This is a genomic window from Burkholderia sp. AU17457, assembly GCF_002223255.1.
GTDB lineage: Bacteria > Pseudomonadota > Gammaproteobacteria > Burkholderiales > Burkholderiaceae > Burkholderia > Burkholderia sola.
In genome coordinates, this window is record NZ_NKFB01000003.1 from 393,735 (window position 1) to 409,687 (window position 15,953).

The following is a 15,953-nucleotide window of genomic DNA, read 5'->3' on the forward strand; positions in this document are numbered from 1 at the left end:
CGACGACGCGATGACGCTCGCTACCGGTCCTGCACGCTGTCGCGCAAACCCCTAAGATGCAGCGATCCGCCCACCGTTTCCGCTGCAGCGCCTGAACCTTCCGTCTGCGCCGGACACCCCTCCGGAGCCCCGACCATGCGCATCACCGCGATCCACGAACGTGCGATTCCCGTGTCCCGCTATGCCGATCCGGCGATTCCGTCCGGCGGCCTGACGACGAGCGTCGTCGCGGTCGTTACCGACATCGTGCGCGGCGGCCGCCCGGTGACGGGCTACGGCTACGCGTCGATCGGCCGCTTCGCGCAGGGTGGCCTCATCCGCGAACGGTTCGCGCCGCGTCTGCTCGCCGCCGCCGACGCACTCGCCGACGAAGCCGGCACCAACCTCGACCCGTTCCGCGCGTGGCGCGCGATGATGGCCGGCGAGAAGCCGGGCGGGCACGGCGAACGCTGCGTCGCGGTCGGCACGCTCGACATGGCGATCTGGGACGCCGCCGCGAAGATCGCCGACCTGCCGTTGCACGGCTTTCTCGCCGATCGTCTCGAACGCACGCCGCAGTCGCGCGTGCGCGTGTACGCGGGCGGCGGCTACCGCTATCCGCATGACGATCTCGCGCGCCTGTCGGACGAGATGCGCCGGATCGTCGATCTCGGTTACACGCACGCGAAGATCAAGATCGGCGGCGCGGATCTCGAGCAGGACCGGCGCCGCATCGAAACCGCGGCCGCTCAGCTCGCCAGCCCTGCGCATCTCGCAGTCGACGCGATGAACGCGTACGACGCGACGACCGCCCACGAGGCGGCCAACATGCTCGCGCCGTTCGGCCTCTGGTGGTTCGAGGACATCTGCGATCCGCTCGACCTGCCGCTCCAGGCAGACGTGGCCACGCGATACGCGCCGCCGATCGCGGCAGGCGAAGCGCTGTTCTCGCTCGCGGAAGCGAAGCTGCTCGACCGTTACGGCGGCTTGCGCAACGACCGCGACGTACTGGTGTTCGATCCCGTGCACGGCTACGGGTTGCCGGGCTATCTGCAGATCGTCGATCACTTCGTATCGCGCGGCTGGCGGCACGACGCGTTCTGGCCGCACGGCGGCCATCTGTTCTCGTTGCACGTCGTCGCGGCGCTCGGGCTCGGCGGTGCGGAAGTCAGCCCGTTCGCATTCCATCCGTTCAGCGGACTCGCCGATGGCGAAATCGTCGATGCGGGATACGCGCGCGTGCCGCAAGCGCCGGGCATCGGATTCGAGCTGCATGCCCACGCGCACGACGTATTCCGCGCGGTATCGGGATCGGTGTCGATAGCGGGCCGCTGACGCCTACAGCGCGTCGATCGCGCACCGCGGCATTCCCGCGCTACTCCGGCTGTTGTCCGAGCGCGCCGGTGTGTCGCCGCCGTCCAGGCGTCAGGACGTCTAGGCGCCCAGGCAGCGTCGCAACGTAAAGGCAATGGCGCCGCGCTACACGCCGCCGAGCACGTGCAAGCCGACGAGCAACAGTGCACCCACCGCGATCAACAGCAGCGCATGAACGCGCGTGTACATCACGCACAGCGTCGACACAATCGCGATCGCGCGTGCGGCCCACCCGCCGTCGAGCGCCTGCAGCAGCACGCACACCGACGCGAGGATCATGCCGGCCGCAACCGGACGCAGGCCGGCTTCGAGCGCGATCTGCCAGCGCGCGCCCCGGTGCCGCCGCCATAGATGCGCGACGCCGTAGATCAGGAACGCGGTCGGGCCGAACAGCGCGAGCGTCGCGATCACCGCGCCCCAGAAGCCGGCCACCTGCCAGCCGATCAGCGTAGCCAGCAGCGAGCCGGGGCCAGGCGCCATCCGTGCGATCGCGAAGTCGTTGACGAATTGTGTGGCGCTCATCCAGTGATGCACGTCGACAACCTGCCGCTGGATATCCGCGATGACCGCCTGCCCGCCGCCGATCGTTGCAATCGATAGCGGCGCGAACACGCCGAACAGTGCTGCGTACCGCGAAGATGCGTTCATCGTGCGTCGCTCCCGACCGGCGCGGCGGCCGCGCGACGGTATTCGAGCGCGACGCTCAGCGTGCCGCCGATCAGCACGGTCCACACGAGCGGCCAGTGCAGTACCGCAACCGACACGAAGGTGAGCGTCATGATCGCGAACGGCAGCACGCGGCGCGGCAGCCGGCGCACCGCGGTGACGGCCATCGAGATCGACAGCCCGATCGCCGCGGCCGCCGCCCCGGCGAGCGCGACATGCGTGAGCGGAAAGCGCGTAAGCGTCGAGAACGCGACGCCGAACAGCACGATCAGCACGGCCGGCGGCGCGATGATGCCGGTGAAGCCGGCCACCGCGCCGCGCCATCCGGCGAGCCGGTAGCCGATCCAGATCGCGAGGTTCTTCACGTTGACGCCCGGCAACGCCTGCGACAGCGCGAGACCGTTGAGGAACGCCTCTTCGTCGAGCCAGCGTCGCTCGTGCACGAAGTCGCGCATCATTCGGCCGCTGAGCCCGCCGCCGAAGCTGGTCAGGCCGATCTGCGCGAACGCGACGAACAGCGCGAGGACGCCCGGCGACGGTGCGTCGCCTGCGGGCGGTGCCGAGGAAGTCGGGGCGGAGGGCGAGGGCATCGGGCGGGCGGACACGTGGCGATCGGGCGATCGCCCATGTTAGCAAGCGGTGCCTGTCAGCACGCTGACATCGATTCGGGCGCCTGCGCGACGACACTTTGCAACCGAGCTGACAAGCGCGAATACCAATGCATCGCACGCTACGCGCGCACCACCGTCACGCCCGCCGCCTCGATCGGCTTCGTCAGCGCGGCGTCGGTTTCCTTCTCGACGACGACCGTCTGCGCCAGCGAGATGTCACCGATCACGAACTGCGATGCCGCGCGCAGCTTCGATTGCGACGCGAGCACGATCGTCTCGGCCGCGCGTTCGCTCAGCGCGCGCTTGATCGCCGCTTCCTCGAAATCGCCGGTGCTCAGGCCGGCGACCGGATGCACGCCCGTGACGCCCATGAAATACAGGTCCGCATGAATGCGCGCGATGCCTTCCATCGCCGCCGCGCCGACCGCGACGATCGAGTGCTTGTAGAGCCGCCCGCCGATCAGGATCACGTCGATCGACGGATGCGCGGCCAGCGCGACCGCGACGCTCGGGCTGTGCGTGACGATCGTCGCGCGCAGGTCGGCCGGCAACTGGCTGACGAGTAGCGCGGAGGTCGTGCCGCCATCGACGATCGCCACCTGTCCGGGCGCGATCATCTGCGCGGCTCGCCGCGCGATGCGCCGCTTCTCCGTGGTGTCGAGCGCCTCGCGCTGCGCGAACGGCGCGACGGTCGGCGACGCCGGCAGCGCACCGCCATGCACGCGCTGCAACAGCCCTTCGGCCGCGAGCTCGCGCAGGTCGCGGCGCACCGTGTCTTCGGACACGCCGAATTGCACGCTCAGCTCGGCGGCCAGTACCTGGCCGTCGCGCGCGAGCGCATCGAGGATCGCCTTCTTGCGTTGCGTCGTCAGCATCGTGTTTGCACGAAAATTCTTGAAATTGCACGAATATGCACGTTACCATGAGCGCCGTCCTTTGTCGAACCGGAGGCTGCAATGGCTGGAATGGCTGCAACGCGGGAGCGGGTGCGCATCGTCGATACGACGGTGCTGTCCGACGACTGGTATGTGCTGCGCAAGGTGACGTTCGATTTCCTGCGCCGCGACGGAACGTGGCAGCGCCTGAGCCGCGAGACCTACGATCGCGGCAACGGCGCGACGATCCTGCTGCGTCATGCCGAGACGGGCGACGTGCTGCTGACGCGCCAGTTCCGGATGCCGGCGTTCGTGAGCGGACACGACGGCATGCTGCTCGAGGCGGCCGCCGGGCTGCTCGACGACGACACGCCCGAGGCGCGCATCCGCGCGGAGGCCGAGGAGGAGACCGGCTATCGCGTGCGCGGCGTGCGCAAGGTGTTCGAGGCGTTCATGAGCCCGGGTTCCGTGACGGAGAAGCTGCATTTCTTCGTCGGCGAATACGATGCGTCGCTGCGCACCGGCGCGGGCGGCGGCGTCGCGGAAGAGGGCGAGGATCTGGAGGTCGTCGAGATGCCGCTGCAGGCGGCGCTGGACGCGATCGAGCGCGGCGAGATCGTCGACGCGAAGACGATCATGCTGCTGCAGTACGTCGCGCTGCGGGAAACCGCCGGCGCGCGCGCCGCATGACGCCGCGGCTCGTGCTGATCGCCGGCCCGTATCGCAGCGGCACGGACGGCGACCCGGCGCGCATCGCCGCGAACCTGCACCGGCTGGAAGCAGCGGCGCTCGCCGTGTATCGCCGCGGGCACGTGCCGATGATCGGCGAATGGGTGTCGTTGCCGCTCGCGGCCGCGGCCGGCTCGACGCAGGTGGGCGACGCGATCGGCGAGGCGTTCCTGTATCCGGCCGCGCACCGGCTGCTGCGGCGTTGCGATGCGGTACTGCGCATCGATGGCGCGTCGCGCGGGGCGGATGCGGACGTCGCGCTCGCGCGGCAACTCGGCAAGCCGGTCTATTTCGCGGTCGACGAGATGCCGGTTGCGCAGGACGAATCGGCTCACTGAGCAAGTGTAGGCGCCGGATCGCGGCATCGCCGGTGCGGCGCTTGCGGACGGCGCGCATTCGCATCGCCGGCTGCCGCACGCGCGCAGCGCCACGCCGTTGCGTCGCCGATGCGGCGCGACACCCGAACCGGCGTATGATCGCGACGCCACCCGCGCAACGTTCGACGCCACCGTTTTTCCATCATGCCGCTTTCCGATCCCGCTGATCCCGCTGATCCCGCTGATCCCGCTGATCCCGCCGACTCCGCCGACTCCGCCGACTCCGCCGCCGCGCCGCTTCCCGCCGATCTCGTCGCGTCCGCCGTCGCCGCACTCGCGCGCGCCGACGCATTGCTCGTCACGGCCGGCGCGGGCATCGGCGTCGATTCCGGGCTGCCCGATTTTCGCGGTACGGACGGTTTCTGGCGCGCGTATCCGGCGCTGCGCCACGAGCGTTTCGAATTCCACGAGATCGCGTCGCCGCACGCGTTTCGTGCGCGTGCGGCGCTCGCATGGGGCTTCTACGGGCATCGTCTCGCGCTTTACCGCGCGACGACGCCGCATGCGGGCTTCGCGATCCTGCGCCGCTGGATCGATGCGATGCCGAACGGCGGCTTCGTGCTGACGAGCAACGTCGACGGCCAGTTCCAGACGGCCGGCTTCGATCCGGCGCGCATCGTCGAGATCCACGGTTCGATTCATGCGATGCAGTGCCTGCGCCCGTGCACGGACGACACGTGGGACGCGGCGACATTCGTGCCGGCGGTCGACGAAGCGACGTGCCGCCTCGTTGGCGACATGCCGCGCTGCCCGCACTGCGGCGGTCTCGCGCGACCGAACATCCTGATGTTCGGCGACACCGGCTGGCTCGGTGCGCGCTACGACGCGCAGGAGCGCGCGCTCGAAGACTGGATCGCGCGGGCCGGGCGCGTCGCCGTGGTCGAGATCGGCGCGGGCACCGCGATTCCGACCGTGCGTCTGCTGAGCGAACGGCTCGGCGCCGACGTGATCCGCATCAACACGCGCGACGCGCATGCGCGCCGGGCGGACGTGATCGGGCTGAAGGGCGGTGCGCGGGCGACGTTGAACGCGCTCGACCGCGCGTGGCGCGGCGGCTGAGCCACGCGCCACGAGGCGACCGGCCGGGGCCCGGGTTTACGGCCGCGCGACGAGCGCCTGCACGAGCGCCGGCGCGATCGGCGAACCGAGGCCCGTCACGTAGTCGTAGCCGCCCGCCGCGCTGCAGACGCTGCCGCAATTGCCGTTGGACCCGGTCGTCACGTCGTGGAAGTCGCTGCCGTACGCGGTTTTGCCGACCGCATAGAGCGTGTCGTAGGCGCCGCTCAACGATGTCTTGCCGGCCGCCGTGCGCAGCGAATTCGCGATCGCGACGAGCGCCGCCCATTGCGGCGCACCCGCGCTCGTGCCGCCCACCTGGAACCAGCCGGCCTGCCCCTGATAGGTGACCGAGTCGTACACCGCGAAACCGCTGGACGGATTCGCGTCGTAACTGACGTCGGGCACGCCGCGCTTGCCGGCCACCGGAATCGGCCAGGCGGTCTGGCCGGCCGGCTCGGCCTCGACGCTGCTCACGCCGCCGCCGCTGCCGCTCCACGCCGCCTCGCCGATGTAATTGCCGGCCGTATCCGACGACAGCGTCGTGCCGCCGACGGACACCACGTAAGGCGACGCGGCCGGGTATTCGGTGCCGGTGCCGCTGTCGCCGGACGACGCTACGAACGTGACGCCCGGTACGTTGAAGTGGCTGTCGAAGCCGGTCTCGCTGCTGAATTCGTTGCCGCCGAAACTCATCGACACGACCGACGCGCCGCGCTTGACCGCGACGTCCACCGCGGCCATCAGGTCGTTGAAGCTGGCCGATGCCGCCTCGACGAGCACGATCTTCGCCTTCGGCGCGATCGCATGCACCCATTCGACGTCGAGCGAGATCTCGAGTGACCAGCCTGCATTGGGCTTGGGCCGGGCACCGCGGGCGTACACCTTGGTGAAACAGCCGTTCGACGACGTGCAGGGCGGCAGCGAGAACGCATTGCTGAACACGCCGAGATCGGCTTCGATCTTCGGGTCGTCGTACGCGTCGACGATCGCGACGATCATCCCGTCGCCCTGGTTCGCGATCGTGTCGAATCCGTATGCATGTCGGGTGAGCGCCGGCGTGAGACCGGCGATCGTGGCGGTGCTCGCGCGCGGTTTCGTGTGGAACGGCGGGCGTGCGAATCCTTTCGGTGCGCGGTTGCCTTCGACGTAGGACGGCGGCCCGTTGCCGTCGGCGAGCGCGACGCCCGACGCGAGCAGCGACGCGCACAGCGCCGGGATCAACATGGATGACAGGCGGATATTGTTCATTTTTCGAGTCTCCATGTCGATGGAGTGGAGTGGCGAAACAATTCTACGAAATCGACGACGATAACTACATCGAATATCGGCTGAATACGGGAATGTCTGATAAGGGAAAGTACGTGGAGCCTTGATGGGACAAGCGTTTGCAGGATTAACCTGCGCGCGGTCGAGCTGCTTTATCGGTTTTGAAAAAGCTGATGAATAATCGGTGAATTCAAAATTGGTTCGTCATGTCGGATGTAATCGTTCGGTAAATATCCACGGCCGCGCGCGGGGGAAATCGTGAAACGCGTCATGCGATCGCGATACGATCCGCCGCCTGCGTGCGCGGCCCGTCGGCATTGCCGGCGCGGCGCGATTCCGCATACAGTTCAGCGTAGCCGCGTGCGCGGCGTTGTCCGTGAGGGGTGCCCTTGTTCTATTCGATCGTCGCGATCTTCGTCGGCGCCGGGCTCGGCGCGTTGCTGCGCTGGTTCCTGAGCCTCGCGCTCAACGCGTTCTTTCCCGCGGTGCCGCTCGGCACGCTCGCGTCGAACCTGCTCGGCGGCTACGTGATCGGCGTGGCCGCCGTCGTGTTCACCGTTCGCGTCGGGTTGCCGCCCGAGTGGCGGCTGTTCGTGATCACGGGCTTTCTCGGCGGCCTCACGACGTTCTCGACCTATTCGGTCGAAGTGATGACGCACGCGCTCGACGGCGAATTCGGATGGGCGTTGGCGGTGGCTGTCCTACACTTGACTGGATCGTTCGCGCTGACGGCGCTCGGCATGTGGACCGCGCGCGCGTGGCTCGCGGCGGCCTGAACGGGCTGCCATCGGAGGGAGCGATGGACAGGGTCTTGTTGCGCTTCTACGTGCACGAGCAGCATCGGTTGCACTGGAAGCCGCTGTGGGAATGGCTGTTGGACGAGGCGAACCGAATGGGCGTCGCGGGCGGTTCCGCGTTTCGCGCGATGGCCGGTTTCGGCCAGCATCGCGTGCTGCACGAGGATCGTTTTTTCGAACTGCAGGGTTCGCTTGCGATCGAGGTCGAATTCATCGTCACCGAGGACGAAGCGCAGCGGCTGCTCGAGCGGTTGTCGCACGAGAAAGTGCGCGTGTGCTACGCGATGATGCCCGCGCAGTTCGGCGTGATCGACACACTCGGCGCACCGCCGGCGCAGGGGCCGGCGGCGTAGGCGTCGCGCCGGATCAGATGCCGAACATCGTCAGCGACACGGCGGCGCGTGTGACGACCATCAGCAGCACCTGCACGATCACGAACAGCAGGATCGGCGACAGGTCGATGCCGCCGAGGTTCGGAATCACGCGGCGCAGCGGGTTCAGGAACGGCGCGGTGAGCTGGTAGAGGATCGGCATCGCCGGCGAGCGCGGGTTGAGCCACGACAGCAGCGCCATCAGGATCGTCATCCAGATCACGAGGTTGAGCGCCCATTTCACGACGGTGAGCAGCGCGACCACGACGAGCGTCGCGATCACGGCGGCCGGATCGAAGCCGGCCATCACGACCATCAGCACGACATAGACGAGCGCGGTGAGCAGCGCGGCGACGACGCTGGCCCAGTCGATGCCGCGTACGCCCGCGATCACGCGGCGCAGCGGCAGTACGAGCCAGTTGGTCGCCTGCAGCACGGCTTGCGTGACGGGGTTGTACGGCGGCACGCGGACGGCCTGCATCCAGACGCGCAGAATCAGCGCGGCGCCGAATAGCGTGAAGACGGTATTGAGCAGAAAACGGGCGATCTCGCCGAACATCGTTGGCATCCTTTTTATACAGTCAGTAGCGTGCGGCCGCCAACGCCGGTTGGCGGCGCATCGGCCGACACCTTATCACGCCTCGTCTCGCGACGGGGAGGGGGGCGTGGTCGCGCGCGCGAGGGACGTTTCAACGGCTTCGGCCAGCGCCGGCAGCGACGCCGGCGGCGCCGCGCGTTTTGCCGCGAGCGCGACCGCGCGGCGCGTCAGCAGCGCGTACAGCATCGCGTGATCGCCGCCGCGCGCTTCGAGCAGCGCGAGCTGGCGCTCGACGATGGCCGTGTCGCCGCGCGATACCGGCCCGGCCAGCGCATTCGCGAGCCCCTTGTCGCGCGCGGTTTCGATCGTGCCGGCGAGCATCGGCAGCAGCGCGCGCAGCGCGGCGTCCTCGTCGAAACCGAGGCCGCGCCACAGCTCGACCGCTTCCGACAGCCCGCACAGCGCGAAGCTCGCCGCGTAGTGGGCGGCTGCGTGATACAGCATCCGGCCGCCGGCCGGAATCGACAGCGGATGACAGCCGAGTGCGGCGGCAAGTCGCAGCAGCGTCGCGTGCAGCGCACCGTCCGCTTCGATCGTGACCGAGCAGCCGTCGATGCGTGCGAGGTCGGCGTCGCTGCCGCCGAACAGATAGAGCGGATGGAAGCCGCCGGTGGCCGCGCCTTGTTGCTTTGCCGGATCGAGCAGCGCGACCGGCGATGCGCCGCTGCAATGGACGACCGCCTGGCCGGCGGCGCGCGGTGCGTCGAAGCGCAGCGCCGCGGCGCTCGACGCGAGATGATCGTCGGGCGTCGTCACGAAGATCAGGTCGGCGGCGTCGACCACCTGCTGCGGGGTGGCGACCGCGCGGCAGCCGTCGATGCGCGCGGCGAGGCCGGCGGCCGACGCGGGTGTGCGGCTCGCGATCGCGACGACGGGGAAGCCGGCCTGCGCGAAACGCTGCGCGACACAGCGCGCGAGGCGGCCGGCGCCGATGAAGCCGAGGCGGGGTGTGTCGGGAAGCGGCATGGCGGCGGATGTAAGCAAAAACGAAGCAGCCGCCAGTATCGCAGGAATGACGGCCGTTTCGCGGAAGACCGGCTGCGGGGCTGCCGCGTGTATGAATTACCGGTACGCAGAGAGGTCGATGGGCCGCCGCCCGGCATCGCGGCCGAATCAGGATCGTAGAATCCGACCCCTAAACACTGCGCCGCCACATCCGGTGTGGAATGTCGGCATGTTGTGTCGAATTTGTAATCGTTCATTACGTATGCGTGCGCGCTGTGCGCGCTGCATCCGGTAAGACTGACCGGTCGGCGTGCCGGGACCCGACTCCTCGGACGGAATCGCGCGACCCGCAAGGCGCGCGGCCGACGCCCGGCACCGCGCCGGACGGCCCGCTGCGGCCGCGTGCAATTGCAATTTGCAACAAATGCACGATACGCGCGGGGCGGGTTTTCGCTACATTGCTTGCATGCGACGTGCATGCCCGCCGTTGCCGACAGGAGCGCCTAAAATACCGCTCCAGCAGGAGAATCGAAGTGAAAAAGCTCATTCCGTTCATCGCCGCCGCCGCGCTGGGCCTGGGTGCCGCAAGCGCCGCGCAGGCTCACGTGTCGATCGGGGTCGGCATCGGCATCCCGGTCGCACCCGCTTACCCCGTCTACGCACCGCCGCCGCCCGTGTACTACGCGCCGCCGCCTCCGCCCGTCTATTACGCGCCGGCGCCGGCCTACTATGCGCCGCCGCCCGCGGTGGTCGTCGGCGGCTACTACGGTCGCCCGTACTGGCGCCATGGTTACGGCGGCTGGGGCCATCACGGCTACTGGCGTCGCTGATTCGTCTCCGCGCGGCCCGACCGCGCGCGGCAAAACGGCGCAACGTCCCGCGAGGGGCGCTGCGCCGTTTTTCATTGGGGCTGTGACATATGGCGCCGTCGCCGGCGCGGCCGCGATTACACCGCGTGCACGATCAGGTCGCGGTAGCCGCCGGCGATCACGCTGTACGAGAAGTACGCGAACAGCAGCGCCGACGCGACGTGACACGCCCGCATCAGCCCGGCGCCCGCGCGCTTGCGGCCCTGGCTCGCGAGCGTGCACATGAAGAGCGTCCACGCGAGGCCGCCGAGGAAAAAGCCCGACAGGAACATCGACGCGGTGGCCGGCGTGGTCGCACCGGCTTTCGCGATCAGCGCACCGCCGACCGCCGCGAACCACAGGATCGCGCTCGGCGACGACATCGCGAGCAGCATCCCGCGCAGAAAGCTGCGCCGCGCGCTCGCCCGCGGTTGAGGTGCGTCGTCCGCGTCGTCGGTCGACTTTGCGGGCGTCAGTGCTTCGCGCGCCATCTTCCACGTCAGGAACAGCAGCACCGCGCCGCCGCCGATCCACACGATCCAGCGCACGGGTTCGAACTGCAGCAGCACGGCCATCCCCGCGAGCGCGAGCGCCGCGTAGACGAGATCGCCGACGCACGACCCGACGCCGAGCCAGAAGCCCGGCCGGAAGCCATGCGACAGCGTGAGCGACAGCATCGCGACGTTCACGAGGCCGATGTCGAGACACAACGACAGCGACAGAAAGAATCCGTCGGACAGCATGGAGGCGGGTGGAAAGCTCATCTTCTGGATGCCTGCGGCGATTGCGATGCGCGGGCCGGCGCGCGCCGGCCGTGTGGCGTCAGAGGCCGATCTCCTGCCACAGCCGGTCGACGCGCGCCTTCACGGCCGCGTCCATCTCGATCGGGCGGCCCCATTCGCGGCTCGTTTCGCCCGGCCACTTGTTGGTCGCGTCGAGCCCCATCTTCGAGCCGAGTCCGGCCACCGGCGACGCGAAGTCGAGATAGTCGATCGGCGTGCTGTCGACCATCACCGTGTCGCGCACGGGGTCGACACGTGTCGTGATCGCCCAGATCACTTCCTTCCAGTCGCGGATGTTCACGTCCTCGTCGACGACCACGATGAACTTCGTATACATGAACTGCCGCAGGAAGCTCCACACGCCGAACATCACGCGCTTCGCATGGCCCGCGTAGCTCTTCTTCATCTGGACGATGGCCATCCGGTAGCTGCAGCCTTCGGGCGGCAGGTAGAAGTCGGTGATTTCCGTGAACTGCTTCTGCAGCAGCGGCACGAACACCTCGTTGAGCGCGACGCCGAGCACCGCGGGCTCGTCGGGCGGCTTGCCCGTGTAGGTCGAGTGGTAGATCGCGTCGCGGCGCATCGTGATGCGCTCGACGGTGAACACCGGAAACCACTCCTGCTCGTTGTAATAGCCGGTATGGTCGCCGTACGGCCCTTCGAGCGCGTGCTCGTATGCGGCCGCCGCATGGCCGGCCGGGCGTGGCGGCGCGCCGGCCGGAGCGGGGCCGGGAGCGCCTTCCTGCGGATGAATGAAGCCTTCGAGCACGATCTCCGCGCGCGCCGGCACCTGCAGCGTGTCGACGCCGGGCGTCAGGCACTTCGCGAGTTCCGTGCGGCTGCCGCGCAGCAGGCCGGCGAACTGATACTCGGACAGCGAATCGGGCACCGGCGTCACCGCGCCGAGCGTCGTCGCCGGATCGGCGCCGAGCACGACCGCGACCGGATACGGCTTGCCCGGGTTCTGCAGCGCGAACTCGCGGAAGTCGAGCGCGCCGCCGCGATGGGCGAGCCAGCGCATGATCAGCTTGTTGCGGCCGATCAGCTGCTGACGGTAGATGCCGAGATTCTGGCGCGACTTGTTCGGCCCGCGCGTGACCGTCAGGCCCCACGTGACGAGCGGCCCCGCATCGCCAGGCCAGCAGGTCTGGATCGGCAGCTTGTCCAGATCGACGTCGGCGCCTTCCCAGACGATCTCCTGGCACGGCGGCGACGACACCGACTTCGGCGCCATGTCCCACACCGCCTTCGCGAGCGACAGCAGCTTGCCGGCGTCCTTCAGGCTCTTCGGCGGATCGGGTTCCTTCAGCGCGGACAGCAGGCGTCCGAGATCGCGCAGCGAGCCGAGCGCGGCATCGTCGCCCGCATCGACGCCCATCCCGAGCGCGACGCGGCGCGGCGTGCCGAACAGGTTGCCGAGCACCGGAAACGCGTTGCCGGGCGGCGCGTTGAACAGCAGCGCGGGGCCGCCGGCGCGCAGCACGCGGTCGCACAGCTCGGTCATTTCGAGCACGGGCGACACGGGCTGCGTGACGCGCCGCAGCTCGCCGAGCGCCTCGAGGCGCTGAATGAAATCGCGTAAGTCTTTGTATTTCATGAAGAAGGTCCGAGCTACCCGCAGGGACGGGCAGCGATGGGCGGGCGCAGCGGCCGGCTGCGACCCCGAATCGACCGACGATTTTACCCGTGCAGCCGCCTGGCCGCCCGGCGCAGAAAAAAGTCGACCGCGCGCAAACCCCCTACGGCACGGGGATTGCGTTCTGAAGAGGGGTTTTAAATTACTTTTTGTTATAGTTTTTAAGTTTTATAGTGTTGACGATCTATAAAACCCTGCTAGAATCCGCTCACATTGGTTGCAGGGTAAAAGGCTTCGAGCCGCCAATCACCGATCTTTGACGCAGCGCGTCACCGTCCGCCGAATCCTGCACGGCGTCTTCGACGGCTTATGTCGTAGTCCCAGCCAGCGCCACCAGACGCTGGTTTTTTGCGTGGGTGCCACCGCGTATGCCCGCCTCGCCCAGTGTGCGAAGGCGCCGGCCTTCTTACACCGTGGCCTCGAACGGTACTTATACCGTTTCCCCGATGCTTGCGCGTCCCAACCAAGGCGTGCGGCGTCGTGATTCCGCGGCGCGTTTTCTGTCTCGCCATCGAGCTGAGCGAGCCGCACGAGTCATGTTCATGGGAGATGATCTGAATGAACGCTTGGTTATCGTGGCGTCCCACTGAGCAGCATGCGCAAATCGTGCGCAACTTGCTGCGTCGCGGGACGCGTGTCAGTCACCATCTATTCAGCGTTGTCGGCTGTTTCGCTGTCGCGGTTGCGCTTGCACTGTGGCTGCTGCCAACCGTCCGCGGCACGCTCGCCGCGAAGCTGATGCCGGTCGTGTCCGCGGCCGTGCAGGCCGGTCCGGCCCGTCTGCTGTCCGGCCATCCGCTGCCGAACTTCGCGCCTGCCGGCGCGCAGCCGCAGCAGGAAGACACGCCCGAAGCGGATGCGCTTGCGGTCGGCCTCGATGTCGCACCGGAAACCGCCGCACCGGGCGCTCAAGGCGCCCAGGGCGATGCGTCCGACGCGGCCCGCAACGGCCCGTCGCCCGTCGCACTGGCCAAGCTGATTCCGATTCAGCGCGTGGCGGCGGATGCCCGCGACGATCGCGCACTCGCGTCGAACCGCGAACAGGCGCTCGTCGCCACCTATCTGTCGCGCCGTTACCGCGTCGCGCAGGAGCCGCTCGGCCAGCTCGTCAAGGCCGCGTTCCAGACCGGGCGTGACGTCGGCCTCGATCCGTTGCTGCTGCTGTCCGTGATGGCGATCGAATCGGGCTTCAACCCGTACGCCGAAAGCGGCGTCGGCGCGAAGGGGCTGATGCAGGTGATGTCGAAGGTTCACTCCGACAAGTTCGAGTATTTCGGCGGCACCGACACCGCGCTGCAACCGCTCGCGAACCTGCAGGTCGGCGCCCTGGTGCTGAAGGACTGCATCGCGCGCGGCGGCTCGCTGGCGAGCGGCCTGCGCCTGTACAACGGCTCGACGAACCCTGACGACAACGGCTACGGCTCGAAGGTGATGGCCGAGCGCGGTCGCCTGCGCGACGTCGCGCGCGGCCGCAGCGTGCCGATCAACGCGCCGCAGGCGCCCGCGCAGCCCGCGAAGCCGATCGTCACCGCCGCTGCCGTGACGGCCGCGGCAGGCGGCGCGAAGCGCGTGCATGCGACGCTCGACGGCACGACGTCGATCAAGGCGGCGCCGAAGGAAGCGGCGTCGCAGGACGACGCCAGCGTCGATACCGCGAAGCAGTCGCACGGCGATCACTCGGAGCTCGGCGCGTAACGCGTCACGCGCTCCGCGCGGCTCCGGCCGGCAGGACATGCAAAAGGCACCCGAATCGGGTGCCTTTTCGTTTTGCGGGACGTGAAGCGGCCGGTGCGCCGGCCGTGGCGTCAGTGTTGGCCGAACAGCGTCGCGAGCCGGTCGACGGCCGCTTCGAGCCGCGAGTAGGCGGTCGCATAGGACAGGCGGATGTAGTCGCGCGGCGCATGGACACCGAAGTCCATCCCTGGCACCAGCACCACGCCTGCGTCGTGCAGCATCGCCTGCGTGAGCGCGGCGCTGTCGCCGGCCGCCGGGTGGGCGACGCCGCCGCAATGCGCATACACATAGAATGCGCCGTCCGGCATTACCGGCACCGTGAAGCCGAGCCGTTCGAGTGCCGGTGCGATGAAGTCGCGGCGGCGCTTGAATTCGAGCCGGCGCGTTTCGTAGATGTCGAGCGTCGCCGGCTCGAAGCAGGCGAGCGCCGCATGTTGCGCGAGCGCGGACGGGCAGATGAACAGGTTCTGCGACAGCTTTTCGAACGTGCCGACGAGCGCCGGCGGCACGACGAGCCAGCCAAGCCGCCAGCCCGTCATGCTGAAATACTTCGAGAAGCTGTTCACGGTGATCACGTCGTCGCCGAACGACAGCGCCGACACGGGCGCGGCGTCGTAGCTGAGCCCCTGGTAGATCTCGTCGACGATCGTGAAGCCGCCGCGTGCACGCACGGCTTCGACGATCCGCTTCAGTTCGTCCGGTTCGAGCGACGTGCCGGTCGGGTTCGACGGCGACGCGAGCAGCACGCCGCGCGTGCGGTCGTTCCAGTGCGTGCGGACGTCGTTTTCGGTGAGCTGGAAGCGCGCGTCCGGGCCGCTCGGGACGAGCACCGGGCGACCTTCGGCCGCCGCGACGAAGTGCCGGTTGCACGGGTACGACGGGTCGGGCATCAGCACTTCGTCGTCGCGGCCGACCAGCGCGAGGCACGCGAGCAGCAGCGCGGCCGATGCGCCGGCCGTCACGACGATCCGCTCGGGGGCGATCGCGAGGCCGTACGCGCGCGCGTAGTGCGCGGCGATCGCCTCGCGCAGCGGCGCGATGCCGAGCGCGCTCGTGTACTGCGTGACGCCACGGCGCAGCGCGGCCGCGGCGGCCTCGACAACCGGCTCCGGCGCGGTGAAATCCGGCTCGCCGATGCCCATGTGGATAACATCGCGCCCCAAGGACTCGAGCCGCTGTGCCTCCTTCATCAGTTCCATCACGTAGAAGGGCTGGATCGCGTCGACGCGTGCGGCGAGCGTGACGAGCGAATCGGCGGTGGTATTCATCGGCGGGCAGGGCGGAGGGAAAAGAATGAAAAACGGGC

Annotated in this window: 17 protein-coding genes; 8 read left to right on the plus strand and 9 right to left on the minus strand. The window is 68.6% G+C overall.

The genetic code is table 11. The features are described 5' to 3' along the window. The first annotated feature begins 135 nt into the window (after window positions 1-135). Window positions 136-1,314, plus strand: coding sequence for an enolase C-terminal domain-like protein (locus CFB49_RS04190; protein WP_089490753.1), 1,179 nt, complete (start codon window positions 136-138; stop codon window positions 1,312-1,314). Between the two features lie 144 nt (window positions 1,315-1,458). On the opposite strand, the gene CFB49_RS04195 is transcribed toward CFB49_RS04190, so the two are convergent. The 3 genes from CFB49_RS04195 to CFB49_RS04205 all read right to left on the minus strand — a co-directional run bounded on the left by CFB49_RS04195 (window position 1,459) and on the right by CFB49_RS04205 (window position 3,505). After that, a complete protein-coding gene (locus CFB49_RS04195; RefSeq protein ID WP_089490754.1) occupies window positions 1,459-2,001 on the minus strand; it encodes a chromate transporter in 543 nt (180 codons plus the stop codon). Then, window positions 1,998-2,609: a chromate transporter gene (locus tag CFB49_RS04200; RefSeq protein WP_089490755.1), complete on the minus strand. Its 612-nt coding sequence runs from the start codon at window positions 2,607-2,609 to the stop codon at window positions 1,998-2,000. Before CFB49_RS04200 ends, CFB49_RS04195 begins: the two co-directional genes overlap by 4 nt. Window positions 2,610-2,749: 140 nt before the next feature. Continuing rightward, window positions 2,750-3,505 (minus strand): DeoR/GlpR family DNA-binding transcription regulator, encoded by a 756-nt coding sequence (locus CFB49_RS04205; protein WP_089490756.1) that lies wholly within the window; start codon window positions 3,503-3,505, stop codon window positions 2,750-2,752. A gap of 90 nt (window positions 3,506-3,595) precedes the next feature. Here CFB49_RS04205 and CFB49_RS04210 point away from each other — a divergent pair, with 90 nt between their 5' ends. From CFB49_RS04210 to CFB49_RS04220, 3 genes are all read left to right on the plus strand, one after another. Beyond that, window positions 3,596-4,195, plus strand: coding sequence for an NUDIX domain-containing protein (locus CFB49_RS04210; protein WP_089490757.1), 600 nt, complete (start codon window positions 3,596-3,598; stop codon window positions 4,193-4,195). Beyond that, window positions 4,192-4,572, plus strand: coding sequence for a DUF4406 domain-containing protein (locus CFB49_RS04215; protein ID WP_069621151.1), 381 nt, complete (start codon window positions 4,192-4,194; stop codon window positions 4,570-4,572). Before CFB49_RS04210 ends, CFB49_RS04215 begins: the two co-directional genes overlap by 4 nt. A 183-nt stretch (window positions 4,573-4,755) precedes the next feature. Next, on the plus strand, window positions 4,756-5,670 hold the full coding sequence (locus CFB49_RS04220) for an SIR2 family NAD-dependent protein deacylase (protein ID WP_089490758.1): 915 nt from the start codon (window positions 4,756-4,758) through the stop codon (window positions 5,668-5,670). Window positions 5,671-5,706: 36 nt separating this feature from the next. Here the strand turns inward: CFB49_RS04220 and CFB49_RS04225 are convergent, their stop codons facing one another. Further along, window positions 5,707-6,918 (minus strand): S53 family peptidase, encoded by a 1,212-nt coding sequence (locus CFB49_RS04225; protein ID WP_069621149.1) that lies wholly within the window; start codon window positions 6,916-6,918, stop codon window positions 5,707-5,709. Between the two features lie 407 nt (window positions 6,919-7,325). On the opposite strand from CFB49_RS04225, the gene crcB reads away from it, so the two are divergent. Continuing rightward, window positions 7,326-7,712 (plus strand): fluoride efflux transporter CrcB, encoded by a 387-nt coding sequence (crcB, locus tag CFB49_RS04230; protein ID WP_069621148.1) that lies wholly within the window; start codon window positions 7,326-7,328, stop codon window positions 7,710-7,712. Between the two features lie 23 nt (window positions 7,713-7,735). After that, the gene (locus CFB49_RS04235) at window positions 7,736-8,086 is read left to right on the plus strand and encodes a DUF190 domain-containing protein (protein ID WP_089491411.1); all 351 of its coding nucleotides are present in this window, start codon (window positions 7,736-7,738) and stop codon (window positions 8,084-8,086) included. Window positions 8,087-8,099: 13 nt separating this feature from the next. Here the strand turns inward: CFB49_RS04235 and CFB49_RS04240 are convergent, their stop codons facing one another. Together CFB49_RS04240 and CFB49_RS04245 are read right to left on the minus strand one after the other, a co-directional pair. After that, window positions 8,100-8,663, minus strand: coding sequence for a YggT family protein (locus CFB49_RS04240; RefSeq protein ID WP_069621147.1), 564 nt, complete (start codon window positions 8,661-8,663; stop codon window positions 8,100-8,102). Between the two features lie 75 nt (window positions 8,664-8,738). Continuing rightward, complete coding sequence (locus CFB49_RS04245) at window positions 8,739-9,668, minus strand: Rossmann-like and DUF2520 domain-containing protein (protein ID WP_089490759.1); 930 nt, start codon at window positions 9,666-9,668, stop codon at window positions 8,739-8,741. A 512-nt stretch (window positions 9,669-10,180) separates the two neighbouring features. On the opposite strand from CFB49_RS04245, the gene CFB49_RS04255 reads away from it, so the two are divergent. After that, entirely contained in the window at window positions 10,181-10,477 is a 297-nt protein-coding gene (locus tag CFB49_RS04255; protein ID WP_006488565.1) for a hypothetical protein, read from the plus strand. A gap of 116 nt (window positions 10,478-10,593) precedes the next feature. Here the strand turns inward: CFB49_RS04255 and CFB49_RS04260 are convergent, their stop codons facing one another. Then, window positions 10,594-11,259: a LysE family transporter gene (locus tag CFB49_RS04260; protein WP_089490760.1), complete on the minus strand. Its 666-nt coding sequence runs from the start codon at window positions 11,257-11,259 to the stop codon at window positions 10,594-10,596. A gap of 58 nt (window positions 11,260-11,317) precedes the next feature. Next, window positions 11,318-12,874, minus strand: coding sequence for a UbiD family decarboxylase (locus CFB49_RS04265; RefSeq protein WP_069621144.1), 1,557 nt, complete (start codon window positions 12,872-12,874; stop codon window positions 11,318-11,320). A gap of 597 nt (window positions 12,875-13,471) precedes the next feature. Between CFB49_RS04265 and CFB49_RS04270 the strand changes: the two genes are divergently transcribed. Next, window positions 13,472-14,608, plus strand: coding sequence for a lytic transglycosylase domain-containing protein (locus CFB49_RS04270; RefSeq protein ID WP_089490761.1), 1,137 nt, complete (start codon window positions 13,472-13,474; stop codon window positions 14,606-14,608). 110 nt (window positions 14,609-14,718) lie between these two features. Here CFB49_RS04270 and CFB49_RS04275 read toward each other — a convergent pair whose 3' ends face one another. After that, the gene (locus CFB49_RS04275) at window positions 14,719-15,915 is read right to left on the minus strand and encodes a pyridoxal phosphate-dependent aminotransferase (protein ID WP_089434674.1); all 1,197 of its coding nucleotides are present in this window, start codon (window positions 15,913-15,915) and stop codon (window positions 14,719-14,721) included. Between the last annotated feature and the right edge of the window lie 38 nt (window positions 15,916-15,953).

Coding starts and splice junctions, on each gene's coding strand:
- CFB49_RS04190 (WP_089490753.1), top strand. CDS start 136: ATGCGCATCACCGCGATCCACGAACGTGCGATTCCCGTGTCCCGCTAT.
- CFB49_RS04195 (WP_089490754.1), bottom strand. CDS start 2,001: ATGAACGCATCTTCGCGGTACGCAGCACTGTTCGGCGTGTTCGCGCCG.
- CFB49_RS04200 (WP_089490755.1), bottom strand. CDS start 2,609: ATGCCCTCGCCCTCCGCCCCGACTTCCTCGGCACCGCCCGCAGGCGAC.
- CFB49_RS04205 (WP_089490756.1), bottom strand. CDS start 3,505: ATGCTGACGACGCAACGCAAGAAGGCGATCCTCGATGCGCTCGCGCGC.
- CFB49_RS04210 (WP_089490757.1), top strand. CDS start 3,596: ATGGCTGCAACGCGGGAGCGGGTGCGCATCGTCGATACGACGGTGCTG.
- CFB49_RS04215 (WP_069621151.1), top strand. CDS start 4,192: ATGACGCCGCGGCTCGTGCTGATCGCCGGCCCGTATCGCAGCGGCACG.
- CFB49_RS04220 (WP_089490758.1), top strand. CDS start 4,756: ATGCCGCTTTCCGATCCCGCTGATCCCGCTGATCCCGCTGATCCCGCT.
- CFB49_RS04225 (WP_069621149.1), bottom strand. CDS start 6,918: ATGAACAATATCCGCCTGTCATCCATGTTGATCCCGGCGCTGTGCGCG.
- CFB49_RS04235 (WP_089491411.1), top strand. CDS start 7,736: ATGGACAGGGTCTTGTTGCGCTTCTACGTGCACGAGCAGCATCGGTTG.
- CFB49_RS04240 (WP_069621147.1), bottom strand. CDS start 8,663: ATGTTCGGCGAGATCGCCCGTTTTCTGCTCAATACCGTCTTCACGCTA.
- CFB49_RS04245 (WP_089490759.1), bottom strand. CDS start 9,668: ATGCCGCTTCCCGACACACCCCGCCTCGGCTTCATCGGCGCCGGCCGC.
- CFB49_RS04260 (WP_089490760.1), bottom strand. CDS start 11,259: ATGAGCTTTCCACCCGCCTCCATGCTGTCCGACGGATTCTTTCTGTCG.
- CFB49_RS04265 (WP_069621144.1), bottom strand. CDS start 12,874: ATGAAATACAAAGACTTACGCGATTTCATTCAGCGCCTCGAGGCGCTC.
- CFB49_RS04270 (WP_089490761.1), top strand. CDS start 13,472: ATGAACGCTTGGTTATCGTGGCGTCCCACTGAGCAGCATGCGCAAATC.
- CFB49_RS04275 (WP_089434674.1), bottom strand. CDS start 15,915: ATGAATACCACCGCCGATTCGCTCGTCACGCTCGCCGCACGCGTCGAC.